Below are 24,675 nucleotides of genomic sequence, written 5' to 3'. Positions count from 1 at the left end.
GTCATAGCATTGACTGCGTGGACCAGTTTTTCCCTTGTCATACCGCGACTTGATCGTGGTATCTTAGGACGTAGTTTGCGATACAAGACCCCGTGGTCAAGTCACGGGGTGACATTAAAATTGACTGGATTCCCGCTTTCGTGGGAATGACATATAAGACAATTCTCGAGCCATGCAACAACGCCCGAATTAAATGAGTGTAGCAATCTCACGAAATTGTATTAATTACAGTTTAGTGGAATATTTAATATATTATTCCAAACTGTATCCCAGCCTTTTGTATGGGTAATGTTAGGGAAGACCTTATACTTAACGCAGTTAGATGAGCTAGCTTTTATATAAAGTTCTGTAATAAAAGTTGGAACTCTTTTGTCATCTGCTCCGGAGAGATGCAATTGAGGAATGTAGCTAATTTGCTTTGCGTAATTTATTGGATTTAATGATTTAGTTAGATAACCACGATAATTATGATGCTTGTCAAATTTCTCAGTATCTAAATTACTGGCAATCGTTATAATATCTTTCACATTACTATTTTGGCTAGCGATTAATATTGTAAGCCCGCCGCCACCTGAAAAGCCAACTAAGCTGAATTTTTGTCCGTTATTAATAGTATTTATGACATCATTAATTGAATTTACTACTTCATAGTTCATTCTTTTATCTAACCAATAATCATTGACGCATTTTGCGTTCATCTCTAAAGGAGTATATTGGCAAGGTCTTGCTATATAAACAACATTCGGTCGCTTATCGATTGTAGCAAGTCTTAACAACATCGGATTAACAGGGGTAGGGTTGTCAGAATTAACGCCTCCATCTGCAAGATATCCATCCCCTTCAATGTAAAATACAAAAGGCTGATTACGATCAGTAACACGCTGATAAGTTGTAAGAGTAAAATCACCACCTTTTACAAGTTGTTGCTGAAAATTATTTTGTTTAGCTATATCTTGCGAATGTTTCACTCTACTCGCCACGTCATGAGTAGTAGAACAACCAGAAAGTAGAACAGAAACTAAAAATATTATCCAAATAAAATTTTTCATAATGTATTTAATGGTTATTGGTAGATGCTTTATATTGTCATCCCGTGGCTTGACCACGGGATCCAGGAAAAAGCGAGATAACCTAATCTTTTAATTTTAAAGATTTACTATATTGTATTTTTTAATTACTGGATTCCTACTTTCGCAGGAATGACATCAGAGCCATACAACAAAGCCAGTTTTTCCTCACAATGACGTTACGATAATTAAAATGGTATTTCGTCATCTAAATCGCTATGATCGAAAGAAGGCTTGGAATGCTTATATTCACTATGACCTGAATCTTGAAGATTAGAACTAGTAGAATTTTTGCTATCCAACAATATTAATTGTGAATTAAAATTTTGCAATACGATTTCCGTAGTATATTTTTCCACGCCTGAACTATCGTTCCATTTACGGGTTTGTAATGAGCCTTCAATGTATAATTTACTACCTTTTTTAACGTAGCTTTTTACAACAGACACTAATCCTTCATTAAATATTACTACTCTATGCCACTCGGTCTTTTCTTTTTTTTCACCGGTAACACGGTCTTTCCAAATGTCGGTGGTGGCTAAAGAAAGATTCGCTATTTCCTTTCCTTCCCCTGTAGTTCTAATTTCAGGATCACGTCCTAAATTGCCTATTAATGTCACTTTATTTAAGCTACCTGCCATAGATTACCTATTTTAAAAATATTATTATTGCAATAATAAAATAAAAGAGCCTATAATACTACAGGTTTTTTAAAATATCCTAAAATTTTTCAGTAAGAGTGATATGAACCAAGAATATATCAAGGTACGTGGTGCTAAAGAGCACAATCTAAAGAATATAAATGTTGATATTCCAAGGAATAAATTTGTCGTTATAACCGGTCTTAGCGGTTCGGGTAAATCTTCCTTAGCGTTTGATACGATTTATGCAGAGGGTCAAAGAAGATATGTTGAGAGCTTATCTTCATATGCAAGGCAATTTTTGCATTTACAAAATAAGCCAAATGTTGAGTCTATTTCTGGATTATCGCCAGCTATTGCGATTGATCAGAAAACTACTTCTAAGAATCCGCGTTCTACAGTTGGAACTATAACCGAGATTTACGATTATCTCAGGTTATTATATGCAAGGGTTGGGATTCCTTATTCTCCGGCAACGGGTCTTCCTATACATAGTCAAACTGTTTCTGAAATGGTAGATATAATAAATGAATTGCCTACGGAAACGAAGATATATTTACTAGCTCCGATTGTCAGAGGACATAAAGGGGAATTCAAACGTGAGATTATGAATCTGAAAAAGGAAGGATTCCAGAAGTTAATTGTTAATGGGGAAACTTGTGAAATAGATGATTTGCCGAAGCTTGATAAAAATAAAAAACATAATATTGAAGTAATTGTTGATAGGATAGTTTTAGATGAGAATTTAGGCAATAGGCTAGCTGATAGTTTAGAGAGTTCATTAAATCTTGCTGATGGTATTACCTACCTAGAAATCGTAGAATTACCAACTGCCGCTAATACTGAATATGAAAAAAATCAGCGTATAACTTTTTCCGAAAAATATTCTTGTCCAGTGTCAGGATTTCAGCTTACAGAAATTGAACCAAGAATATTTTCCTTTAATAGTCCTTTTGGTGTATGTCCTAAATGTGAAGGGATTGGTAAAGAGTTTTTCTTCGATCGTGATTTAATTGTACCAGATCATAGAATATCTATTAAAGATGGTGCAATAGTGCCGTGGGGCAGTACGTCCTCAAAATTTATCCTAGAGACATTAAAAGCACTTGCTGAGCATTATAAATTTTCTATAGAGTCACCTTTTTCAGCTTTATCTGATAATATTAAAACAATTTTGTTTGAAGGTTCTGGAGAAGAGGCAATAAGATTTGAGTTTCATGATGGTTCTAAAACACAAGTAATTCATCAGCCATTCGCTGGAATAATACCGAGTTTGCAAGAAAAAGATCGTACTATAGAATCGGTTTTAATCAAGGAAGAGTTAGCTAAATTTAAGTCCGAACATAAATGTACGGCTTGTAATGGCTATAGGCTAAAAGACGAAGCTTTATGTGTTAAAATAGTAAATATTCATATAGGTGAAGTAGCAGATATGAGTATTGCAACACTGCAACAATGGTTTGCTCACCTAGAACAAAAATTAAATAAAAAACAATTATTTATCGCTGAACGTATCCTTAAAGAAATTAATGAAAGACTAAAATTTTTGATGAATGTCGGGCTTGATTACCTAACATTATCACGAGAGTCTGGTACTTTATCAGGAGGTGAAAGTCAGCGTATTCGTCTTGCTTCGCAAATAGGATCGGGCTTAAGCGGTGTTTTATACGTACTTGACGAGCCGTCCATTGGCTTGCATCAACGTGATAATACTAGATTAATTGAAACGCTAAAAAGGCTAAGGGATCTTGGCAATACTGTTTTAGTGGTTGAGCATGACGAAGAAACAATGTATGAGGCTGATCATATTATTGATATAGGACCTGGTGCTGGTATTCATGGTGGTCGTGTTATTGCTGAGGGTAATGCTGAAGAAATAAAGAATTTTGAAGAAAGTATTACAGGAAGATATTTAAGCGGTCGTCAAACAATTAAAGTGCCAACGCAAACACGAACAGGGCATGATAACAGAGCAATAGAGCTTATTGGAGCTGTTTCTAATAATTTAGATAATGTCGATATAAAAATCCCGCTCGGTACATTTACTGCTATAACAGGGGTATCAGGAAGCGGAAAATCAAGCTTAATGATTCATACTTTATATAAGGCTGCTTTAAAGCATCTAGAGCCTACAGCAAAAGTATTTCCAGGAAAATACCAAAAATTAAAAGGGCTTGAATATATAGACAAAATTATCGATATTAATCAGTCACCAATAGGCAGAACTCCACGTTCTAACCCTGCAACTTATACTGGTGCATTTACTCATATTAGGGACTGGTTTGTAGAACTGCCTGAGTCAAAAGCCAGAGGTTATAAAGTCGGTAGGTTTTCATTCAACGTTAAGGGTGGTAGATGTGAGGCATGTCAAGGTGATGGGCTAATTAAGATAGAGATGCACTTCTTGCCTGATGTATATGTAAAATGCGACATTTGTAATGGTCATAGATATAATAGAGAAACTTTAGAGATAAAATATAAAGGTAAATCTATTGCTGATATATTAATGATGACTGTTGAAGATGCAATGCAATTCTTTGAAAAAATCCCATTAATCTATGAAAAACTTATTACCTTAAATGAAGTGGGACTCGGATACATTAAAATCGGTCAATCGGCCACTACTCTTTCCGGAGGGGAAGCACAGCGTGTTAAGCTTGCTAAAGAGCTATCAAGACGTTCAACCGGTAAAACTCTTTACATACTAGATGAGCCGACTACAGGATTGCACATTGACGATATCAATAAATTACTAAAAGTGTTGCATAAGCTTGTTGATATGGGAAATACTGTTTTAGTTATTGAGCATAATCTAGATGTTATAAAAACAGCTGATTACATTATCGATGTTGGTCCTGAGGGCGGTGATAAAGGCGGTAAGATAGTAGTACATGGCACCCCTGCCGATATTGCTGCATGTGACGAAAGCCATACCGGTAGGTATCTAAAGCAGTATTTGAAATGATATAGTTTGTTAGATGCGTAGTATTGATGCGGCAATCTTAGGAATTTGTTAACAGTGCCATATTTATTAGGATTATTTTAATATTTTATCAATCTGTTTTAGAGGAATTAGAGAGGTATTTAAAAATTTACTTTCTTGTATTCCATTATAAACCAAGTAACTTTCAATGTTTGGATCTAGTTTATAAAAATAGTTTAGATTTTTTATATAATCAGGTTGGAAAGTTGAATTAAATTTAATTTCAACAGCTTTTATTGTTCCACCCCACTCTGCAACAAAATCTATTTCATGACCGCTCTTATCTTTCCAAAAATAAAAATTTGCTGGTAGTCCTAAATTCAAACGTCCTTTCAACAGCTCTAATATTACTAAATTTTCATAAAGTGCTCCTTTAAGATAATGTGTTTCTAATTGTTGTTCTTTTTCAAGTCCTAGTAACGTGCAGGCAATACCTGTATCGTAAAAATACAATTTCGGCATTTTAATAAGACGTTTATTAAAATTTTTATAAAATGGTTGAAGAAAAAAAATAATATAGCTTGCTTCCAGTATGCCAAGCCATTGACGGGCTGTTGTATGAGAAATACCACAATCTAAAGCAAGTGATGAAAAATTTACAATCTGTCCAATTCTTCCAGCACATAATTTTAAAAAAGTTTGAAATCGATTAAAATTTTCAATATTTTTTAATTGACGTACATCACGTTCAATATAGGTTTGAATATAGCTTGGGTAAAAATCTAAAGGATGCATATTTAAATTATGCAATAATGGATATCCACCTTTAAATATACTAGCTAAAGGATTTTCTGCTTCTTTTAGTTCTGATAAGCTAAGAGGTAAAAGAGTAACCATACCTATACGACCAGAAAGAGATTGCGATATATGGTGACTTAAACTAAAATTTTGAGAGCCTGTAATTACATATCGTCCTTTTTGAGATGATTCATCTACCACACCTTGCAGATATGATAAAAGTTCTGGAACATGTTGAACTTCATCAAAAATAGCTCCATTTTGATAATTAGCCAAAAATGAGCGTAAATCTTGTTGTGCTTGAATTCTAGTGTCTAGGTTTTCTAACGATACATAAGGTAAATGAGGAAATAATATTTTTGCAAGAGTAGTTTTCCCTGATTGTCTTGGTCCAGTAATACCTAAAACTGGGTAAAATTTAGAAAATTTTTCTAAAACTCCTTGTATAAAACGTTGATACATTTTAAATATTGCCTAATTGAATTTAATAGTTTCAATTTAGCACTCATTAATTAAAAATTCAAGAAATTTAGTTTTTCTGTTTTTAGATATTATGCATTTAATATTTACGAACACCCTCTAACTTGGTTAATCATCTGTAAATATTGATTCTGGAAGCTTCTGGAATCAATATTTTTGATTTCCCAGTTTTCACTATTTAGTATTACTGTTTTAACATTTAATTTGTTATATAAGTTTGGATTTTGCTCAGTACTTAAAACAAGACATTTATTATTAGACTCTTTAATTAAAGAGTCTAATTTACTGAAATATCTTAAGCTTTTTTGGCTGTCGCTATATAATTTTGTCGTACGGATATTTGTATCAATAAAAAAATACTCGCTACTATCGCTTAATAAAATCACATCTTTTAAATTAGCAAACTCGTTATTTTTAGCTTCTTGCAAATCTTGTAATTCTTTCATTGCTAGCTCAAGGTTATTATTAATGTCTGCTTGTAAATCAGGAAATTTTTTACTAAATACTTTAGCAAATTTTTGCAACATAATTCTCGTATTATCAAGATCAAGCCAAATATGCCAATTATCTTTTATGATTTTTAAATCTTTAATATCACTGATTTTTATAATTGTTTTAGCATGATTATTAATTAATTTTTCAGCAAAGCCATCAAACTCTTCATCTATATAAATAGCGATATCGGCATTTTTGACTTTCGCTAGATTACTTGGTTTTAAATTATAATGATGCGGGCAGCCATTACTTATGGCTAAACTCTCTATTTCCGCTTTATCTTTAACCAGCATTGCAGCTATGCTTGCAATTGGAGTAATGCTTGTTACTATTTTGGGTTTAGCGTAGCTAGTAAAGCTGAAGAATAGTAGGTAGAGTATGGCTATTGTCATCCCGTGGCTTATCCAACGTTGTTGCATGACTTCGATGTCATTCCCGCGTAGGCGGGAATCCAAAAAAAATAAATTTTTATACTTCATAGTTTTGATTCCTAATTAATGACTGGATTCTCGCCTACGTATGAAAGCTTTGTTGCGTATATCATTTCCCCCTGTCATTCCGTGAATAAATCACGGAATGACATATACTTATATATTACTAGATTCCTGCTTTCGCAGGAATGACACTAGTTCCAACTTACTAGGCTTAAAATCTTGATCTATCCAAATCTTTTTTAAGTAATTTAGTTTTTCGCCTATGTCTTTTTGTTCTATATTTATATTTAGTAAATCATGACCATTTATTGGGAATTTAGGTCGTTCTAATGAATCATATATATTTATAAATTTTGTTATTTGTGAATAATCTATTTTTTCTAATATACTTGCTGCTAATAAATATTCTTTATAGTTTTTATGCTCCAGCCAGATTTTTTTTATATCAAATTCATTGATTATATTTTTATGAATAAAATCTAATATAGATAATATCTGGATAGTTTCATGTTTTGAGAATTTCCAATCTAGAAAATTTTTTAGGTTTAAATCTTTTTGATAATATAATAATAATGCATATCTAGTACTTAATTCTAGATTAAAGCTTTTGGCTTGCTCTGCAATTTTTATTTCATAATTTTGGATAGAAAATATCAATGCCAAAATCCCTATTTCAAACATGGCTTTTAAAACTTCAGGGCTATTACTAGAAACTATAATTCTATCAAATTCACTTTTTATGCGTTCTCGTGATAAACTCATTAAGCCGCTTTTTAGTTCATCGCATGCTTTAAATCCTTCTGGATCAAGCCTATTTGCATAATAGCTAGAAAAACGAAAGAATCGTAAAATACGTAAATAATCTTCTTTAATTCTTTGGTGAGCAGCTCTTATAAATATTACTTTTTGCTGCTTTAAATCTTCAAATCCATTAAAATAATCATATATTTTACCTTTAAAATGGCAATAGCTTAAAGCATTAATAGTGAAGTCTCTTCTTTCTGCATCTTCAGCAAAATCATTTGTGAAAACTACTTTAGCGTGTCTGCCGTTACATTCAATATCTTTCCGAAGAGTTGTGATTTGGAATTGTTCCTTTTCTAAAATAGCTGTAATTGTACCAAATTTTAAGCCGGTTGGGATAGTTTTTATCTTAGCTTGGGATAAAATGCTTGTTACTTCATTTGGTAGTAAGTTCGTCGCTATATCAATATCATAACTATCTTTACCAAGCAAAGCATCTCGAACAGAGCCGCCAATTAATCTTGCTTCTCCTTTTTTATTAAGAAGACTCAAGATTTTTTCATATCCTTTTGAAGGAATATTTAATATTTTATTGATAGTTTGCATGACTAGATTTTATAGTACATTTTTTAGAATTGCAAAATATAAGTATAACTGGACTTTTGCTTAAAAAATCTCTATTAATAGTCATCAGATTTCCCGTGCATTTTGCTTTATAATTAAGATTGATATGAATTTCGGCTTCGTTGCAATAGTTATTTTTATTAAAGATGATTCTCTGCCCATAATTAGTTATGAAAAGATTATCTTGTAGCGGCAATAATATACTATCTTCTTGTCCAAACCAATTAGCACAATAAATCCTATTAAATTTTGCCATCTTATCGGCATAAATTTCAAGCTTACCTTGCTTATTTTTAATGTCCCCCTTCGGGGATCAAAAATCCCTCGCCTTTAGGCGAAGGGCACCGTCAAGTTAAGGGAGGTATAAATTAAGTATTGAGCAATTACAGGGAATGATTTATAGAATAGCAGTAACAATTTATCCTAGATTTTACCGCTATGCATATTACTCAAGCCCCGAATAGACATCGTTTTCCAGCAAGCATTATTAGCCATACAGTATGGTTATATCATCGCTTTAATAATAGTTACCGAGATGTTCAAGAGCAGATGGCTTATCGAGGTATTATATTAAGTCATGAGACTGTAAGGTTTTGGTGTTATAAGTTTGTAGTTTATTTTCAAGATGTTATTAGTAAGAGAGAGCGAAAGCCAACTGATAAATGGCATTTGGATGAGATGAATATCAAGATCAAAGGTGAAGTATTCATATTATGGAGAGCTGTTGACTCTGAGGGACATGAATTAGAAGTATTACTGCAGAAGCGTCGTAACAAGAAATCAGCTATTCGCTTTTTATCAAGATTATTGGGTAATTATCCATGTCCAAGGGTTATTGTGACTGATAAGCTAAAAAGCTACATTAAACCAGTTAGGTATATGTGTCCTAGGACTAAGCATCGTACCGATAAAAGACTAAATAATCGGATTGAGAATGCCCATCAGCCAACTAGGAGAAAAGAGAAGATACTGATTAAATTTAAGCATCCTAATTCAGCACAATGTACATTATCACTGATGGGAAAAGTCAGAAATATATTTGCTGTAAATGTTGGAAGATATACTAAAACAGCATCTGAGCAAAGAATTGCATTTGCGTCCGCTAAATCCATTTGGGATGAAGCTACTCAAAGACTTCTTGCTGTCTGAAATCTAAAAATATAGTACTTTGTGATACTAATTTACTTAACTTGACGGTGCCATTTTTTATATTAACTAAACAACCCTCAGCTATAAGCTGAGGGGTTATAAAGTGGAATCGATTAGAAATCGATCATCATTCACAGGTTCACCTTCCTGTTCATCAATATAGTGCTGTATCATTTCATCAGTTATATTACCTGAACTGACTGCCATATAGCCCCTAGCCCACAAATGATTGCCCCAAAATTGTTTTCGTAAATGAGTAAATTCTTGCAATAAAATTCTTGAGCTAATGCCTTTTAAATACTGTACTAACTTGCTAAGAGATATTTGCGGCTTATATGAGATAAACATATGTACGTGATCACATGATATTTTCCCTGAAATTATATGTACTTCATGTTCCATACAAATCTGCCTCAGTAAATCTCTAGTCCTTTCCGATACTTTGCCTATCAATATTCTCTTCCTATATTTTGGTATCCATATAAGATGCACTTTTAAATCATACTGACTATGACTATTCTTTCTATAACTTCTCATATTTCTTGATATAAATTCATTGCTAAAGCAATTTCATTATATCTTCCCTTCGCCTAAAGGCGAGGGATTTTTGATCCCCGAAGGGGGACATTAAATTTATCCTACCTTATTCCACGAACCACGTTGATCTTGAGTAAAACAGTCTATAGTGTTTTCCTGTTCGGTAATTTGGCTTATTTTTAAATTCAGCTTTTTTAAATCTTCTGGTAAATCAGTTATTATAATTATTCTTTTAAAATCGCTGACATACTCTTTAACTTGTAAAATTTTCTCTATGTTAGTCGGTGAGATAATAATAAGCACACTAGCGTTATTGGGATTTTGTAGTGTATCAGTAATGTAAATAGGCTGTTTTTCAGGTTGCGGGTCAACTTTACTGCCGTGAGGGATAAATTGTTTGCGGGAATAAGTCCAAAGATTTTTATTTAGCATTTCTTGCTGCTCTGCATCAACAGTAAGTACAACGCTCTTAAGATCAGAATAATAACACTTCTCTATCAAAAGAAAAATTGCTTTCAGCAGTAATTCATCACTTGTTTGATAAATACTAAATTGCTGCATAAAAACCTTAATATTATTCTTATGAGAAAAAATTTAAGTGGTACGGATGAAGGGACTTGAACCCCCACGCCTTGCGGCACAAGAACCTAAATCTTGCATGTCTACCAGTTCCATCACATCCGCATATACTCGTTTTATTTGAAAAATTGGCTGTATCGTTCAATTTTTCTGTTATGTCATTCCCGCATAGGCGGGGATCCAGTAACATTTAATGTTTCCATTAAAAAGTTATAATATACATCGTATAATTTTTGTAAATCGCTAATTTTGGTATATTCGTTTATTTTATGTGCAACGTCTGATAATAAACCGAATTCTACTAAGGGGCAATAATTTTTAACAAATCTTGCATCGGATGTACCGCCGCTTGTAGAAAAATTTGGTTTTATATTAAGAGTTTTTTCTACTATTGTAGCAAATTCTTTTATCTTATCATTAGGATTTTGAATAAAACTATCGGCAGCGCTATTATATTCTAGCGTATAATCTAATTTATACTTTTGGCAGTGTTGTTTAATAATTTCTTCTACCTGTTTTGCTAGAGTTTCTGCACTATACAAGTTATTAAAACGTATATTAAAATGTGCAATTGCTGTTTCGGGAATCACATTTGTAGTATTATTACCAACGTCAATATTTGTTACTTCGAGGTTTGAGCTTTGAAAAAATTTAGTACCTTTATCAAGCTTAATATTTGTTAGTTCGTTTAATACTTTTATTAAGCAAGGTAATGGATTATTTGCTTTTTGCGGATAAGCTACATGTCCACCTAAGCCTTTTACAGCCAACTTAAAATTAATACTTCCTCTTCTGCCAATTTTAATTGTGTCCCCTATCTCTTTTTCGCAAGTAGGTTCACCAACAATAGCAAAATCAATTTCATGTCCTTGATTATATATATATTGTAGCATCTCCTTAGTGCCGTGCTTTGCTTTTCCCTCTTCATCGCTAGTAAGTAAAAAGCTAATCGAACCTACAAAATCGGTGTTATTTTTTATGAAGTCTAAGCTAGCTGCTAGAAAACATGCAATTGACCCTTTCATATCAACTGCCCCTCTGCCGTATATTTTTTCGTCCTGCTCATGAGCTTTAAAGGGATTAGAATTATACCAAAGGTTAGGATCACCAGCAGGAACTACATCAACATGTCCAACAAAGCAAATATTAGGTTTACTATTGCCATAAACAGCATAAAGATTAGTAACTTGCTCGGTCTCACCAAAAATTTTTACCTCGGTCTTAAAGCCATGTTCTTTAAGCAAATTGTCAATATATTCAATAGCTCCGTTACTCTGGGGAGTTAGAGATTCAAAACTAATTAAGTTTTTTAGGTAGGTAGTGTGCATTAGAGTTATTTTTAACTATCTAGTTGTTGCTAAAATCTTTTTACCAAGTAGTGTGATTTTTTCTATAACAATCTTTTGGTTAGTAGGAATAATATTTTTAGTATCTCTATATGCAGAGCCAACTAAATTATAATTATTATTCTTTACTTCTTTTAAGTCTATCCTCTCAAAACTAAATTCAAACATATCAATTTTTGAATTTTCAACGACTTTTTTGAAATTGAAAGAATTATTTTTTCTTTTTTTTGTTGTTTGAGGTGGTACTAGTATTTTTTTTCATAAAACCAATAGTATCTTTGGTAATTAGGTTTATGTGCGTCAGTGAAATAAAGTATAGATGTTTTTACTCCCGTATAAGGTAGAAAAGTATCTTGCGGTAGAGAAATAACGGTTTGTAATTTTGCTTTCGATAATAGAAACTGACGAACGGCAGCTGTATCTCTTCTAAATAAAAATCCTTCAGGTACTACTAATGCCATCCTACCGCCTTCTCTTAAATTCTGAAGACAGTGAAGGACGCAAGAGGCATCACCGTTATTTTTAGCGATGCCGTTATAATAAAGATGTGTGATATGATTTTCTGTTACAGTTTTACCGTTTTTAATAGTCTTTTTAGTAATTTCCTGAGAAAAAGGCATATTAGTAACGATTATATCAAATTTTAATGTTTGATTAGTTGTAGGTCTGATATATTCAGGATTTTCAAGACTGTTTATCTGCTGGATTCCACTATGTCCGTCACCATGTAGAATCATATTCATTTTTGCGATTCTAGCGGTTGTAGTTATTTCTCGCCCATATAATGTATTATGCTTTAATCTTTCCAAGTCTTCGTCAGTGTTAATTATATTATTTTCTTTAATATAATTAAAAGCTTCTGTTAAAAACCCTCCACTGCCACAAAAAGGATCATATACTGTTTCACCAAATTTAGGGTCTACATAATTGATCGTAAGCTTTATTATATTTTTAGGAGTGAAATATTCACCCAAATAATCACAGGTTGATCTAGTTTTTTCTAAAAAATACTCAAACGCATTATCTTTTATATTTGTTGAAGATAAAATAAGAGGATCGATTGCATCAATGATATGACGAAGAGTATGGGAATTGCTTAGAGAAATAGGTGTGAAAACATCACCTCCATATTTTCTCTTAATTTGTTCTATAACATAGCCATTAATGTAACCGATAATATCGTCATTTGATTGAGCTTTAATACTATTTCACCAAGATTTTTCATTATTCTCACTTAGTAATTTCAAGAATAATATATTTGCAAATTCGCTAAATCTTTCTATCCCTGCTCGAAGCCCCTCGCTTCTTAAAAGGTTATTTAAGTTTTTAAATACGGATATTAATTCCTCACGTGAGACCTTAACTTCTTTTGGTATAGTCCAAGCTTCATTGCTGGATTCTTCTAAAAAAGCTAATAACTCTTTTTCACGTAATAATTCTTTTACTTCTTCACCGTTTAATATTAACTCTTTATTATTAGCGACAAAACGAGCTTCACAGTAAGTTCCGTTCATTGCAAATACTATATAAACGTCAAGCAGTTTCGCATATTCTGTAGCTTGCTCTAAAGCTTGCTTTAAATCCTTTCCTGCTTTCTTTGCTTCTATTATTGCAATAGGTTTATCGGTGTTGCTCTTATATAAAATATAATCGGGTCGCTTTCCGTTTAATTTATCTCTTTGTATTTCTAATTTAGGCTTTTGAAAATAAACATTTTTTTTAACATCATTATCTATATGCCAACCTTTATTTACTAGGTTGTTACTGATAATCCACTCAGTTTGTTGTTCTGCTAGCATAAAATTTAATACTAAAATATCTTAATTAATAATTATATATTCCTATATATATTCGTACAAGACTATAATGTTACTTAAGCATAAAAACAACTTTTATCCTATTTATAAGAATAAATTACTATTAAAAATTATACTTTGACTTTATTAAAAAGTTTCAATAATTTATATTAAAAATCTCGATATAATATTAAATAGCATGAGTATAGATAATAAACTAAAAGAATTAATTAAATCAGGAACTTTTGTTGGCATAATATTAATTATTGCATTCGCTTCAGCAATTACCGTTAGTAATACTAGTCTAAGAGGTCATTATATTTTTCTTATTTACAGCAAAATCGCCTTAACAATAGGAAATATAAGTTTAGAAACGACTTTTATAGAGTTAGTTAATGATGGTCTTATGACTTTCTTCTTCCTATTAATAGGTTTAGAAATGAAATTTCATTTAGTAGAAGGTGAATACAAAAATAAAAGAAAATTAGTATTACCTATGGCGGCAGCACTTGGAGGTGTAGTAGTTCCTGCGTTAATATATGTGTTTTTCAATTATAATAAACCTGAATTGATAAAAGGATGGGCAATTCCAAGGCACCGTCAAGTTAAGTAAATTAGTATCACAAAGTACTATATTTTTAGATTTCAGACAGCAAGAAGTCTTTGAGTAGCTTCATCCCAAATGGATTTAGCGGACGCAAATGCAATTCTTTGCTCAGATGCTGTTTTAGTATATCTTCCAACATTTACAGCAAATATATTTCTGACTTTTCCCATCAGTGATAATGTACATTGTGCTGAATTAGGATGCTTAAATTTAATCAGTATCTTCTCTTTTCTCCTAGTTGGCTGATGGGCATTCTCAATCCGATTATTTAGTCTTTTATCGGTACGATGCTTAGTCCTAGGACACATATACCTAACTGGTTTAATGTAGCTTTTTAGCTTATCAGTCACAATAACCCTTGGACATGGATAATTACCCAATAATCTTGATAAAAAGCGAATAGCTGATTTCTTGTTACGACGCTTCTGCAGTAATACTTCTAATTCATGTCCCTCAGAGTCAACAGCTCTCCATAATATGAATACTTCACCTTTGATCTTGATATTCATCTCATCCAAATGCCATTTATCAGTTGGCTTTCGCTCTCTCTTACTAATAACATCTTGAAAATAAACTACAAACTTATAACACCAAAACCTTACAGTCTCATGACTTAATATAATACCTCGATAAGCCATCTGCTCTTGAACATCTCGGTAACTATTATTAAAGCGATGATATAACCATACTGTATGGCTAATAATGCTTGCTGGAAAACGATGTCTATTCGGGGCTTGAGTAATATGCATAGCGGTAAAATCTAGGATAAATTGTTACTGCTATTCTATAAATCATTCCCTGTAATTGCTCAATACTTAATTTATACCTCCCTTAACTTGACGGTGCCTTTTTGTGTCATAACTCCCTCTTAAAAATAAAAATTAATTTATTTTAGTGTAATAAGTTAAATAAGTACTTTTCAAGAAATTTCCAGCATTAGTTATTTCTTAATAGTTAACATTTATTAAGGAACTTGGGTTATTGTGCCGTCCAGCCCCCATCTATCAAGAGTCCAGCTCCTGTTATAGATGATGCTTTTTCGTCACATAGAAAGGCACCGTCAAGTTAAGGGAGGTATAAATTAAGTATTGAGCAATTACAGGGAATGATTTATAGAATAGCAGTAACAATTTATCCTAGATTTTACCGCTATGCATATTACTCAAGCCCCGAATAGACATCGTTTTCCAGCAAGCATTATTAGCCATACAGTATGGTTATATCATCGCTTTAATAATAGTTACCGAGATGTTCAAGAGCAGATGGCTTATCGAGGTATTATATTAAGTCATGAGACTGTAAGGTTTTGGTGTTATAAGTTTGTAGTTTATTTTCAAGATGTTATTAGTAAGAGAGAGCGAGAGCCAACTGATAAATGGCATTTGGATGAGATGAATATCAAGATCAAAGGTGAAGTATTCATATTATGGAGAGCTGTTGACTCTGAGGGACATGAATTAGAAGTATTACTGCAGAAGCGTCGTAACAAGAAATCAGCTATTCGCTTTTTATCAAGATTATTGGGTAATTATCCATGTCCAAGGGTTATTGTGACTGATAAGCTAAAAAGCTACATTAAACCAGTTAGGTATATGTGTCCTAGGACTAAGCATCGTACCGATAAAAGACTAAATAATCGGATTGAGAATGCCCATCAGCCAACTAGGAGAAAAGAGAAGATACTGATTAAATTTAAGCATCCTAATTCAGCACAATGTGCATTATCACTGATGGGAAAAGTCAGAAATATATTTGCTGTAAATGTTGGAAGATATACTAAAACAGCATCTGAGCAAAGAATTGCATTTGCGTCCGCTAAATCCATTTGGGATGAAGCTACTCAAAGACTTCTTGCTGTCTGAAATCTAAAAATATAGTACTTTGTGATACTAATTTACTTAACTTGACGGTGCCTTTCAAACATAGCTTTTATTTCACTCGGCTTTTCAAGATTTACTCCTTGATAAAATATGTCAGCTGCACCAAGATTTTTTAATTCCGTAGAAATTTTTTGCACTTCATCATCTTTGCAAAACCATTAATAACTAATTTTGTACCAAGTTTTGCAAAATGCTTGGCTATTTCAAATCCGATACCACTTGTTGAACCAGTTATAACTACTACTTTATCTTTCATTTTTACCTCTTTAAATAAATATATAATCCTAATAAGAGAAGAGTTAGGTAGACGAAGTTTAATTTGGAAAAGAGCAAGGCGTCCACAAGACGAGGAACGGAACGTATACTTAATACGTGAGTACCGAAGTACTTCTAGGACAACGCCGCCAATTTTTCAAACTAAACAACCCTCAGCTATAAGCTGAGGGGTTATAAAGTGGAATCGATTAGAAATCGATCATCATTCACAGGTTCACCTTCCTGTTCATCAATATAGTGCTGTATCATTTCATCAGTTATATTACCTGAACTGACTGCCATATAGCCCCTAGCCCACAAATGATTGCCCCAAAATTGTTTTCGTAAATGAGTAAATTCTTGCAATAAAATTCTTGAGCTAATGCCTTTTAAATACTGTACTAACTTGCTAAGAGATATTTGCGGCTTATATGAGATAAACATATGTACGTGATCACATGATATTTTCCCTGAAATTATATGTACTTCATGTTCCATACAAATCTGCCTCAGTAAATCTCTAGTCCTTTCCAATACTTTGCCTATCAATATTCTCTTCCTATATTTTGGTATCCATATAAGATGCACTTTTAAATCATACTGACTATGACTATTCTTTCTATAACTTCTCATATTTCTTGATATAAATTCATTGCTAAAGCAATTTCATTATATCTTCCCTTCGCCTAAAGGCGAGGGATTTTTGATCCCCGAAGGGGGACATTAAACGAGTATACTTTACTTTAAAAGTAACTTATGTTAGATTTTACTTAAAGAAAAATGTATAAATCTATGGAAATTGTTAATAGCGTTGATGCATCTGTATCTTGTTGTGGCAAAGAACCGCCTTATGATCATCCGAAAGTTTATTTAGAAATTGATAAAGCAAAAAAGGAAGTTAGCTGCCCTTATTGTAGTAAGAAATTTAGATTAATAGAAACAAAATGACTATAAAGCTTCTTTCAGAAAGTACTATCAACCGCATTGCAGCCGGTGAGGTTATAGAGCGTCCCGCATCGGTTGTAAAGGAATTGGTTGAAAATGCCGTTGATGCAGGTAGTACCAAAATTGACATTATCTTAGAGCGTGCCGGCAAAAATCTAATCATCATTTCCGATGACGGCGTTGGTATGACGGATAAGGAGCTAGAGATTGCCGTTGAGCGTCATACTACTTCTAAACTTGATGAGACCGATTTCCTAAATATACATACTTTCGGTTTTAGGGGCGAGGCATTACCATCTATTGCCGCCATTAGTAAAATGCTGATTACTTCTAAAAAACGTGATAATCAAAAAGCTTTTCAAATTAAATTAATTGGTGGTGACGAAAAACAAATTGCTCCAGCTATTCATAATGAAGGTACTAAAATTGAGATAAGAGATTTATTTTTTGCTACGCCCGCACGTCTGAAATTTTTAAGAACTGATAAAACCGAGCTTGCAGCTACTGTAGATGTAGTTAAGAAAATTGCACTTGCACATCCTGAAGTTTCCTTTAGTCTAACGCATGATGGTAAAATTTTACTGAAGCTTAAAGGGCAAAACAAAGATGCAGAAAGTAATTTAAAACAACGAATAATTGACGTAATAGGTGAGGATTTTATAAAAAATGCCTTTTATATAGATTTTAAATCTCCTGATTTTTCTATTTATGGCTATACGAGCATCCCAACATATAATAGAGCATCTAGCGAAGATCAGTTTTTATTCATCAATAACAGACCAGTAAAAGATAAATTGCTGCAAGTAGCTTTACGGGTGGCGTATCAAGATTATATGCCGCGTGATCGCTACCCTTTATGTGCCATATTCCTACAAATCGATCCACAACTTGTTGACGTAAATGTGCATCCAGCAAAAGCTGAAGTTAGATTTCATGATCCGAATTATGTACGGAATTTACTTATAGATTCAATCAAAAATGCCTTGTCAAATAAAAGTCATATCGCATCCACCGCCATTGCATCTAGTGCTATTGAATTATTTAAAAACCCATTCGTTAATAAAGAATCGCCTGTAAGCAAACCTTTAAACGTGAATAGTAAACCTAGCGAATATCGACCTGCTACGTCACCTACTATCCCTAAATACACGCCAAATAATAGCTGCCAAAAATTAATAGATACACTACCACATGCTAGGATCGAGCAGGAAGTAGAGCAGCGTATACAGAACGAGCCGCAAAAATCTTCACAATATAGGCTTGGAGCTGCTAAAGCCCAGCTTCACACTACTTATGTTATTTCACAGACGGAAGATAGTATAGTAATAACTGACCAGCATGCGGCACATGAACGCCTTGGATATGAAAAAATCAAAAATTATATTAAGAATGAAGAGTTAATAAAACAGCGTTTACTCATTCCTGAAATAGTCGAATTACCGGACGAGAAAAGAGCAGATATTTTATATGAGAACAAAGATAAATTATCTAAATTAGGCTTAAGCTTAGAAAAATTTGGCGAAAAATCTATCATAGTAACCGAAATTCCCAATATTCTTGGTGATATAAACGTACAAAAACTAATTCAAGATTTAGCTGACCATTTAGTAGAATGCGGGGGAAATATAGCCTTAACCGAATTAATTGAGCATGTTACCGAGACTTACGCTTGTCACTATTCTATCAGAGCAGGACGAAAATTATCAGGAGAGGAAATGAACGCACTACTCCGCCAGATGGAAGAAACACCATTTTCAGGACAGTGCAACCACGGCAGACCTACCTATATTGAACTTAAGCTTAAAGATATTGAACGTTTATTTGGTAGAAAATAGATAGCCTTATTGGGTGGATCGACAAACGTCTTCAATGTCACCCCGTGACGGCATTGCTTGCGTGGATCATTTTCCTCTGTCATCCCGTGATTTATTCTATAGTACCGGACAGTTATTATTATATGTCATTCCCGCCTCCGCGGGAATGACATATAAGGTCACTTACACCTGAATAAAATATAATACTTTTTTAAAACTGTCCAGTACTATAATATTTGACATACTATATATACATTATAAATTATACTATATTGTACAATTCGTACTAATAGCTGTCAAGGCTATTGTAAGTTACACTTGTATTAGAGATAAGCTATTTTATCTAACAAAGCTTACAAAATCAGATTGACTTATTTAAAGTTTTGCCTAGAATCTTTTTGAGGCAGCTAAAGGCTGCTTTGGGGTGTCGAAACCTCACGCCAATATGGTTGTATCTACCATAAACGATACGCCCTCAACTTTATTAGGGTTGGGGTGATAATAGCGTATGTCCAGGGTTTAAGGTGTAAATCTTAAACCTAAAGGCTATTATAGACTGTTATTGACGGTTTTTCGAACTCCCCAACCACCATAAAATATTTTGTGGTGGTTAACACTTGAATAATTTAAGCTAGGAGAACTAAACCGTTATGAACAATATTGTAGAAAAAAGAATAACTCTCATTGAGCCATATTTAGATTTTATCATTAGAAATGAAGAATTAATGCGTGAAGTCTATCCAAATGGTTTGGATAGAGATTTAATGGTAGAATTTATTTTAGCTAAGAAACCTTATAAATCCTATGCTTACTATACTCTAATTCGTAGTTTATTCAAATCGCCATGCAATAAAATTATACTTATAATTGATAAGCAACTTTTAAAATCTTTCTTAGGTTTATTCCGCTCTATTATCTTTGGTACTTTATCATATCTCAAGTTAATTAAAATTTTCATCTATGATGAGAATGACTTTGCTCTAGATATAAAAGTCTTAAAAAGTAATGAAAATTACTTCTGGTCTTATAAAATTAATTACTTTAAAAAGCTGATTAATAGGGAGTAATTAGTTTTGCCTGCATGGATCGAGAGTCGTCTGAGCTTGGCAATCCAGAAAAAATAATAAAAAATGTTATAAATTAGCATTTTTTATACTTCTTTACTTTGTAATTTCCTCGCAATGACGTTCTAAACGAAAATCACACTCCGTGTCGTTCAGCAATTAGACCTTTTATCTCAGAAATAGCCTTAGCAGGATTTAGACCTTTCGGACAGGTTTTAGTACAATTCATAATTGTATGACATCTATAGAGCTTGAACGGATCTTCTAAAGCCTCTAGACGCTCGCCTGTATGATCATCTCGTGAGTCGTCAATCCATCTATATGCTTGAAGTAAAATTGCAGGACCTAAATATTTATCACCATTCCACCAATAGCTAGGGCAAGAAGTAGAACAGCACGCACATAATATGCATTCATATAATCCGTCAAGCTTCTCTCGATCTTTAATCGACTGCAATCTTTCAGCATTGGATGGAGCGGGACTATCGTTTTTAAGCCATGGTTCTATAGATTCATATTGTGCGTAAAAATGAGACATATCTGGCACTAAATCTTTTACCACTTTCATATGAGGAAGTGGATAGATTTTAATATCGCCTGAAATTTCTTCTATAGGCTTAATACATGCTAAAGTATTTGTGCCATCAATATTCATTGCACAACTACCACAAATTCCCTCACGACAAGAACGTCTAAAAGTTACAGTAGAATCAATTTCGTTTTTGATTTTAATTAAAGCATCCAAAACCATCGGACCGGTTTTGCTTAAATCTATCTCGAAACTATCAATAGTAGGATTCTCATCAAGGTCAGGATCATATCTATAAATTTTTATTTTTCTAAGATTAGATACATCTCCTTTTGCTTTATGTTCCTTACCTTTTTTTACAACTGAATTTGGCGGTAACCTTAACTCTGCCATACTATATACTCTTTAATATTATGATTTAGCTTTTATCTTCCTTTTTAGCTTTAATTGGTTTTGCTTTCTTAAGGTCTTTTTCTTCGGCTATTTTTATGGTAGATGATGCCGCACCAAAAGGAAAGTTATTTTCCTCTTCGGAATCTAGTTGTCTGCTGCTAAGTAAATTTTTAATTTGCTGACCTGATAATGTTTCATATTCTATTAAGGCTTTAGCAAGTATATGAAGTTGATCTAGGTGCTTAGTTAAAATGTCTTTTGCTAAATCATAGCCGGTAGTAACAATTTTCTTTACTTCTTCATCTATTAACTCTGAAGTACTTTCCGATCTATCACTAGAACTATTTCTATTAGTATACATATCTTCACTAGCACTTCCGTGATATACAGGACCGACCTTATCGCTAAGCCCCCAATCGGTAACCATTGCCTTTGCCATTCTGGTTGCCATCTTTATATCTGATGATGCACCTGAAGTTACCTTTTCTTTACCAAATATAATTTCTTCAGCTACTCTACCAGCCATGGCTACCGCAATATCTGCTTCCATCTTATCACGTGGCATTGAAAAACGATCATTTTTCGGTAATCTCATAACCATACCAAGAGCTCTACCACGTGGAATAATCGTAGCTTTATGAATAGGATCAGAAGCGGGACAATATAAACCAACTAAAGCATGACCTCCCTCATGATATGCTGTTAGTTTTTTCTGCTCATCGGACATAATCATTGAGCGACGCTCAACCCCCATCATGACCTTATCTTTTGCCTCTTCCAAATCATGCATTTCTACTTCTTTTTTATTACGCCTTGCAGCAATAAGAGCAGCTTCATTAACTAAATTAGCAAGTTCAGCACCAGAAAATCCTGGTGTTCCTCTGGCAATAATTCTTGGTACGATTTTAGTGCTGTATTTTACTTTCTTTAAATGCACTTGTAGTATTTTTTCTCGTCCATCAATATCAGGATTTGAGACAGTAATTTGCCTATCGAACCTACCTGGTCTTAATAAAGCGTTATCAAGAACGTCGGGGCGGTTGGTAGCTGCAATAATCACAACTCCCTCATTTGCTTCAAATCCGTCCATCTCTACTAGCATCTGATTTAGTGTTTGCTCACGCTCATCATTGCCGCCGCCCATACCGATACCTCTATGGCGACCTACCGCATCAATCTCATCAATAAAGATAATGCATGGAGCGTTACGCTTGCCCTGCTCGAACATATCACGCACACGGCTAGCACCAACGCCTACAAACATCTCAACGAAATCAGAACCAGAGATACTAAAAAATGGTACGTTAGCCTCACCGGCAATTGCCTTAGCAAGCAGCGTCTTACCTGTTCCTGGAGGACCTATGAGCAAACAACCTTTAGGTATTTTACCGCCAAGCTTTTGGAACTTGCTTGGATCTCTTAAAAAGTCCACTATTTCGGTTAATTCGTCTTTTGCTTCGTCAATACCAGCTACATCTTTGAAAGTTATTTTTGGACCCTTATCCGACAAAAGTTTGGCTTTAGATTTACCAAACCCCATAGCTTTACCGCCGCCATGCATTTGTCGCATAAAGAAAACCCAAACACCGATTAATAAAAGCATCGGAAACCAAGAAATTAAGAAGCTTAAAAACGTATTCATTCTTGTTTCAGGCGGCACCACTTCTATATTAACGTCATTATTATTTAGACGATTTACTAAATCAGGATAATCAGGAGCGTAAGTGCTAAAACTAGAACCATCATTTGAAGTCCCTTCTATTATTCTCCCTTGAATTTTAACTGAGTTAACAGTTTTTTCATCGACTTTTGTTAAAAATTCTGAGAAAGATATATTATTTTTACTGCTGAGTAACCCATCAGACTGAAAAACATTGAAAAGCAGTATTACAAAAACAAAAATTACTGCCCAAACTATAATATTTTTACCTTGATTATTCATTGATACAAAACCTAACAAAAATCATTAATTATAAACAAAAACATTCTTACTTAGTTTAAAACTGACTCAGTAAAAATGTGTAAAACGAGATGTAAAATCTGGAGCAAAAGAGACGTTAAAACTCTTTATGTCGTTATCATAGTATGATATATGTGGTATTGCTACAACTTTTTCAAGTATTTTAATAATAGGTAAGGTAAATAAAATCGCATTGTGGTTTCCACAAGATAGGTTTTTTAAAACTTCTAGATCTAGTTCTTTCTTGATTATTTTATAATCTTCTAGCGATAAATATGTTGCTACACAATTTTCTATGTCATGGTTTTTTGTAATACGAAAACGATTATCCCAAACCACTTGCTTATCCAATAATAACTTACTTTCTGGTAGCTTTTTACCAAACTCTCGATATATTAATAATTTATTTTGCATACGCTTAATTACGCAACCATGCAAAGTATTTTTAAAATCCAAACTTTGCGTAATTAATTTTAAAATAGGCTCTACCGAATAGAAACGAGCCGAGCGTTGTTGTCCGCTAATTATTATCAGTAAAAAATTAATTAGCTGCACTCGTACTTCTGGTGAAAATCTATTAAATTTAATTAAATCAAGAAAAGCAAAGCCATATTCAGATATCTTTACCGATTCGGCTATTGCGGATATTAATTCCGGTTTAAACTTATTTTCTACTAATTCATTAACTTTAATCTGCTGAGTAATTATATCATCTTTAATATAATCTTCTTGTTTGGCTAATTTCTGCCTAACTGCATTACGTCTATATTTAGTCGATAAATTTGATTGATCTTCAAACCATTTAATATTATTTGTAACTAAATAATTTACTAATTCGCTTTTAGGAATATTAAACAAAGGTCTAATTATTTGTGTATTATTATGCCAGTTTACGCTGCTGCTGCTAAGTCCGAATACACCGCTTTTACGCTCTAATCTAAGGCAAAAATTTTCTATATAATCATCTTCATGGTGAGCGGTTAATAAAACTAATATATGAAGCTTCTGGCACAATGAAGTCATTAAATCATAACGCCCTTTTCTTGCTCGCTCCTGTAAATTAGAAAAATTATTTTGATGATCGAAAGAAAGGCTATAAAACTTAAGCCCTAAACTGTTAGCAGTATTTTGGATATACTCAATTTCCTGCTTTGATTGCTCTCTTAAATTATGGTCAACCGATAAAACAAACAGCTCTATATTATTTTTCTTAGCCCAGATACTTGCAAGGTAAAGTAATGTTACTGAATCACTACCGCCAGAAACCGCAATAGCTATTTTAGATAAGCCAAAACCACCTATTAAATTATTGATGTTGTGTTCAAATTTTTCGTATAGCATAGAATTATTATATATAGATAACGTAAAAGTTTAAAGTGAAAAAGAACGCAATAAAATTTTATTTTTGTCAAAAATTTCTACAAATAAGAGAAAAACTATATTAGAAAAATTAGAACGGTTGAGGCTAGATTCTTATAGAGAAAATAATAATATTAAAAGACTAGCAGAATATGACGGGTACAGATTAAGAGTCGGTGATTATCGTATTATATATAAGTTGCTAAGACCAGTGCCGCTTTCGCCTGTACCGGAGAACGCATGACCAGGGGAAGAG

25 protein-coding genes, 1 tRNA gene and 2 pseudogenes are annotated in these 24,675 nt (G+C 33.2%); 8 read left to right on the top strand and 20 right to left on the bottom strand.

Going from position 1 to position 24,675, the window contains the following annotated elements; all coding sequences use genetic code 11:
- Positions 1–221 precede the first annotated feature (221 nt).
- Both BA173_RS04330 and ssb read right to left on the bottom strand, forming a co-directional pair.
- Positions 222–1,049, bottom strand: a complete 828-nt coding sequence (locus tag BA173_RS04330) for an alpha/beta hydrolase family protein (protein ID WP_016948095.1) — start codon at positions 1,047–1,049, stop codon at positions 222–224.
- A gap of 206 nt (positions 1,050–1,255) precedes the next feature.
- Entirely contained in the window at positions 1,256–1,708 is a 453-nt protein-coding gene (gene ssb, locus BA173_RS04325) for a single-stranded DNA-binding protein (RefSeq protein WP_016948094.1), read from the bottom strand.
- A gap of 103 nt (positions 1,709–1,811) precedes the next feature.
- On the opposite strand from ssb, the gene uvrA reads away from it, so the two are divergent.
- Positions 1,812–4,673, top strand: a complete 2,862-nt coding sequence (gene uvrA / locus BA173_RS04320; RefSeq protein WP_016948093.1) for an excinuclease ABC subunit UvrA — start codon at positions 1,812–1,814, stop codon at positions 4,671–4,673.
- A 72-nt stretch (positions 4,674–4,745) separates the two neighbouring features.
- Here the strand turns inward: uvrA and BA173_RS04315 are convergent, their stop codons facing one another.
- The 3 genes from BA173_RS04315 to BA173_RS04305 all read right to left on the bottom strand — a co-directional run bounded on the left by BA173_RS04315 (position 4,746) and on the right by BA173_RS04305 (position 8,188).
- Positions 4,746–5,891: an ATP-binding protein gene (locus tag BA173_RS04315; RefSeq protein ID WP_016948092.1), complete on the bottom strand. Its 1,146-nt coding sequence runs from the start codon at positions 5,889–5,891 to the stop codon at positions 4,746–4,748.
- Between the two features lie 104 nt (positions 5,892–5,995).
- Positions 5,996–6,823, bottom strand: coding sequence for a metal ABC transporter solute-binding protein, Zn/Mn family (locus BA173_RS04310; protein ID WP_373554019.1), 828 nt, complete (start codon positions 6,821–6,823; stop codon positions 5,996–5,998).
- A 168-nt stretch (positions 6,824–6,991) separates the two neighbouring features.
- Complete coding sequence (locus BA173_RS04305; RefSeq protein WP_016948090.1) at positions 6,992–8,188, bottom strand: CCA tRNA nucleotidyltransferase; 1,197 nt, start codon at positions 8,186–8,188, stop codon at positions 6,992–6,994.
- Between the two features lie 456 nt (positions 8,189–8,644).
- On the opposite strand from BA173_RS04305, the gene BA173_RS04295 reads away from it, so the two are divergent.
- Positions 8,645–9,355, top strand: coding sequence for an IS6 family transposase (locus BA173_RS04295; protein ID WP_095568243.1), 711 nt, complete (start codon positions 8,645–8,647; stop codon positions 9,353–9,355).
- 96 nt (positions 9,356–9,451) lie between these two features.
- On the opposite strand, the gene tnpA (BA173_RS04290) is transcribed toward BA173_RS04295, so the two are convergent.
- The 7 genes from tnpA (BA173_RS04290) to BA173_RS08510 form a co-directional block, all read right to left on the bottom strand.
- Entirely contained in the window at positions 9,452–9,892 is a 441-nt protein-coding gene (gene tnpA / locus BA173_RS04290; protein ID WP_095568239.1) for an IS200/IS605 family transposase, read from the bottom strand.
- A gap of 96 nt (positions 9,893–9,988) precedes the next feature.
- Positions 9,989–10,453 (bottom strand): DNA polymerase III subunit chi, encoded by a 465-nt coding sequence (locus BA173_RS04285; protein WP_016948088.1) that lies wholly within the window; start codon positions 10,451–10,453, stop codon positions 9,989–9,991.
- Positions 10,454–10,491: 38 nt separating this feature from the next.
- A tRNA-Leu gene (locus BA173_RS04280) sits at positions 10,492–10,576 on the bottom strand.
- A gap of 53 nt (positions 10,577–10,629) precedes the next feature.
- Entirely contained in the window at positions 10,630–11,799 is a 1,170-nt protein-coding gene (gene dapE / locus BA173_RS04275) for a succinyl-diaminopimelate desuccinylase (protein ID WP_016948087.1), read from the bottom strand.
- Between the two features lie 15 nt (positions 11,800–11,814).
- Positions 11,815–11,985 carry a hypothetical protein gene (locus tag BA173_RS07845; protein ID WP_016948086.1) on the bottom strand — a complete coding sequence of 57 codons (171 nt, stop codon included), beginning with the start codon at positions 11,983–11,985 and terminating at the stop codon, positions 11,815–11,817.
- Between the two features lie 77 nt (positions 11,986–12,062).
- Positions 12,063–12,791 (bottom strand): class I SAM-dependent DNA methyltransferase, encoded by a 729-nt coding sequence (locus BA173_RS08515; RefSeq protein WP_016948085.1) that lies wholly within the window; start codon positions 12,789–12,791, stop codon positions 12,063–12,065.
- 234 nt (positions 12,792–13,025) lie between these two features.
- A complete protein-coding gene (locus tag BA173_RS08510; protein ID WP_179852200.1) occupies positions 13,026–13,616 on the bottom strand; it encodes a type I restriction endonuclease in 591 nt (196 codons plus the stop codon).
- Positions 13,617–13,812: 196 nt separating this feature from the next.
- Between BA173_RS08510 and BA173_RS04265 the strand changes: the two are divergent.
- Positions 13,813–14,205 (top strand): annotated as a pseudogene (locus BA173_RS04265) (Na+/H+ antiporter NhaA); the annotation flags it as partial.
- Between the two features lie 53 nt (positions 14,206–14,258).
- Here BA173_RS04265 and BA173_RS04260 read toward each other — a convergent pair.
- Together BA173_RS04260 and BA173_RS08905 are read right to left on the bottom strand one after the other, a co-directional pair.
- Positions 14,259–14,969 (bottom strand): IS6 family transposase, encoded by a 711-nt coding sequence (locus BA173_RS04260; RefSeq protein ID WP_095568243.1) that lies wholly within the window; start codon positions 14,967–14,969, stop codon positions 14,259–14,261.
- A gap of 229 nt (positions 14,970–15,198) precedes the next feature.
- A pseudogene (locus BA173_RS08905) lies at positions 15,199–15,273 on the bottom strand (D-beta-hydroxybutyrate dehydrogenase); the annotation flags it as partial.
- Positions 15,274–15,371: 98 nt separating this feature from the next.
- Here BA173_RS08905 and BA173_RS04250 point away from each other — a divergent pair.
- Positions 15,372–16,082 (top strand): IS6 family transposase, encoded by a 711-nt coding sequence (locus BA173_RS04250; protein WP_095568303.1) that lies wholly within the window; start codon positions 15,372–15,374, stop codon positions 16,080–16,082.
- Positions 16,083–16,114: 32 nt separating this feature from the next.
- Here BA173_RS04250 and BA173_RS08800 read toward each other — a convergent pair whose 3' ends face one another.
- From BA173_RS08800 to tnpA (BA173_RS04240), 3 genes are all read right to left on the bottom strand, one after another.
- Positions 16,115–16,237 (bottom strand): hypothetical protein, encoded by a 123-nt coding sequence (locus tag BA173_RS08800; protein ID WP_257789535.1) that lies wholly within the window; start codon positions 16,235–16,237, stop codon positions 16,115–16,117.
- Entirely contained in the window at positions 16,213–16,356 is a 144-nt protein-coding gene (locus tag BA173_RS08505; RefSeq protein ID WP_232505904.1) for an SDR family NAD(P)-dependent oxidoreductase, read from the bottom strand. Before BA173_RS08505 ends, BA173_RS08800 begins: the two co-directional genes overlap by 25 nt.
- Positions 16,357–16,547: 191 nt before the next feature.
- Positions 16,548–16,988 (bottom strand): IS200/IS605 family transposase, encoded by a 441-nt coding sequence (tnpA, locus tag BA173_RS04240; RefSeq protein ID WP_095568302.1) that lies wholly within the window; start codon positions 16,986–16,988, stop codon positions 16,548–16,550.
- A 147-nt stretch (positions 16,989–17,135) separates the two neighbouring features.
- Between tnpA (BA173_RS04240) and BA173_RS04235 the strand changes: the two genes are divergently transcribed.
- The 3 genes from BA173_RS04235 (at position 17,136) to BA173_RS04225 (ending at position 20,181) form a co-directional block, all read left to right on the top strand.
- On the top strand, positions 17,136–17,303 hold the full coding sequence (locus BA173_RS04235; RefSeq protein WP_083198513.1) for a zinc-finger domain-containing protein: 168 nt from the start codon (positions 17,136–17,138) through the stop codon (positions 17,301–17,303).
- On the top strand, positions 17,300–19,135 hold the full coding sequence (gene mutL / locus BA173_RS04230; protein WP_068041730.1) for a DNA mismatch repair endonuclease MutL: 1,836 nt from the start codon (positions 17,300–17,302) through the stop codon (positions 19,133–19,135). Before BA173_RS04235 ends, mutL begins: the two co-directional genes overlap by 4 nt.
- Before the next feature lie 629 nt (positions 19,136–19,764).
- The gene (locus BA173_RS04225; RefSeq protein WP_016948510.1) at positions 19,765–20,181 is read left to right on the top strand and encodes a hypothetical protein; all 417 of its coding nucleotides are present in this window, start codon (positions 19,765–19,767) and stop codon (positions 20,179–20,181) included.
- A gap of 133 nt (positions 20,182–20,314) precedes the next feature.
- Here the strand turns inward: BA173_RS04225 and BA173_RS04220 are convergent, their stop codons facing one another.
- The 3 genes from BA173_RS04220 to tilS form a co-directional block, all read right to left on the bottom strand.
- Positions 20,315–21,100 (bottom strand): succinate dehydrogenase iron-sulfur subunit, encoded by a 786-nt coding sequence (locus tag BA173_RS04220; RefSeq protein ID WP_016948511.1) that lies wholly within the window; start codon positions 21,098–21,100, stop codon positions 20,315–20,317.
- A gap of 25 nt (positions 21,101–21,125) precedes the next feature.
- Complete coding sequence (ftsH, locus tag BA173_RS04215) at positions 21,126–23,042, bottom strand: ATP-dependent zinc metalloprotease FtsH (protein ID WP_016948512.1); 1,917 nt, start codon at positions 23,040–23,042, stop codon at positions 21,126–21,128.
- 66 nt (positions 23,043–23,108) lie between these two features.
- The gene (gene tilS / locus BA173_RS04210; protein ID WP_016948513.1) at positions 23,109–24,401 is read right to left on the bottom strand and encodes a tRNA lysidine(34) synthetase TilS; all 1,293 of its coding nucleotides are present in this window, start codon (positions 24,399–24,401) and stop codon (positions 23,109–23,111) included.
- Positions 24,402–24,465: 64 nt separating this feature from the next.
- Between tilS and BA173_RS04205 the strand changes: the two genes are divergently transcribed.
- Positions 24,466–24,663 (top strand): type II toxin-antitoxin system RelE family toxin, encoded by a 198-nt coding sequence (locus BA173_RS04205; protein ID WP_016948514.1) that lies wholly within the window; start codon positions 24,466–24,468, stop codon positions 24,661–24,663.
- The last annotated feature ends 12 nt before the right edge of the window (positions 24,664–24,675 follow it).

This window comes from Rickettsia sp. MEAM1 (Bemisia tabaci), assembly GCF_002285905.1.
Lineage (GTDB): Bacteria > Pseudomonadota > Alphaproteobacteria > Rickettsiales > Rickettsiaceae > Rickettsia.
This window is presented reverse-complemented; position numbering and strand designations above follow the sequence as displayed.

What these genes read in the sequence shown, in the direction of transcription:
- BA173_RS08505 (WP_232505904.1), bottom strand. Translation starts at nt 16,356, where the DNA reads ATGAAAGATAAAGTAGTAGTTATAACTGGTTCAACAAGTGGTATCGGA.
- BA173_RS04235 (WP_083198513.1), top strand. Translation starts at nt 17,136, where the DNA reads ATGTATAAATCTATGGAAATTGTTAATAGCGTTGATGCATCTGTATCT.
- BA173_RS04260 (WP_095568243.1), bottom strand. Translation starts at nt 14,969, where the DNA reads ATGCATATTACTCAAGCCCCGAATAGACATCGTTTTCCAGCAAGCATT.
- BA173_RS08510 (WP_179852200.1), bottom strand. Translation starts at nt 13,616, where the DNA reads ATGCTAGCAGAACAACAAACTGAGTGGATTATCAGTAACAACCTAGTA.
- BA173_RS04220 (WP_016948511.1), bottom strand. Translation starts at nt 21,100, where the DNA reads ATGGCAGAGTTAAGGTTACCGCCAAATTCAGTTGTAAAAAAAGGTAAG.
- ftsH (WP_016948512.1), bottom strand. Translation starts at nt 23,042, where the DNA reads ATGAATAATCAAGGTAAAAATATTATAGTTTGGGCAGTAATTTTTGTT.
- dapE (WP_016948087.1), bottom strand. Translation starts at nt 11,799, where the DNA reads ATGCACACTACCTACCTAAAAAACTTAATTAGTTTTGAATCTCTAACT.
- BA173_RS04225 (WP_016948510.1), top strand. Translation starts at nt 19,765, where the DNA reads ATGAACAATATTGTAGAAAAAAGAATAACTCTCATTGAGCCATATTTA.
- tnpA (WP_095568302.1), bottom strand. Translation starts at nt 16,988, where the DNA reads ATGAGAAGTTATAGAAAGAATAGTCATAGTCAGTATGATTTAAAAGTG.
- BA173_RS04315 (WP_016948092.1), bottom strand. Translation starts at nt 5,891, where the DNA reads ATGTATCAACGTTTTATACAAGGAGTTTTAGAAAAATTTTCTAAATTT.
- BA173_RS04285 (WP_016948088.1), bottom strand. Translation starts at nt 10,453, where the DNA reads ATGCAGCAATTTAGTATTTATCAAACAAGTGATGAATTACTGCTGAAA.
- tnpA (WP_095568239.1), bottom strand. Translation starts at nt 9,892, where the DNA reads ATGAGAAGTTATAGAAAGAATAGTCATAGTCAGTATGATTTAAAAGTG.
- BA173_RS04305 (WP_016948090.1), bottom strand. Translation starts at nt 8,188, where the DNA reads ATGCAAACTATCAATAAAATATTAAATATTCCTTCAAAAGGATATGAA.
- BA173_RS04330 (WP_016948095.1), bottom strand. Translation starts at nt 1,049, where the DNA reads ATGAAAAATTTTATTTGGATAATATTTTTAGTTTCTGTTCTACTTTCT.
- BA173_RS07845 (WP_016948086.1), bottom strand. Translation starts at nt 11,985, where the DNA reads ATGTTTGAATTTAGTTTTGAGAGGATAGACTTAAAAGAAGTAAAGAAT.
- uvrA (WP_016948093.1), top strand. Translation starts at nt 1,812, where the DNA reads ATGAACCAAGAATATATCAAGGTACGTGGTGCTAAAGAGCACAATCTA.
- ssb (WP_016948094.1), bottom strand. Translation starts at nt 1,708, where the DNA reads ATGGCAGGTAGCTTAAATAAAGTGACATTAATAGGCAATTTAGGACGT.
- BA173_RS04310 (WP_373554019.1), bottom strand. Translation starts at nt 6,823, where the DNA reads ATGCAACAACGTTGGATAAGCCACGGGATGACAATAGCCATACTCTAC.
- BA173_RS04250 (WP_095568303.1), top strand. Translation starts at nt 15,372, where the DNA reads ATGCATATTACTCAAGCCCCGAATAGACATCGTTTTCCAGCAAGCATT.
- tilS (WP_016948513.1), bottom strand. Translation starts at nt 24,401, where the DNA reads ATGCTATACGAAAAATTTGAACACAACATCAATAATTTAATAGGTGGT.
- BA173_RS04295 (WP_095568243.1), top strand. Translation starts at nt 8,645, where the DNA reads ATGCATATTACTCAAGCCCCGAATAGACATCGTTTTCCAGCAAGCATT.
- mutL (WP_068041730.1), top strand. Translation starts at nt 17,300, where the DNA reads ATGACTATAAAGCTTCTTTCAGAAAGTACTATCAACCGCATTGCAGCC.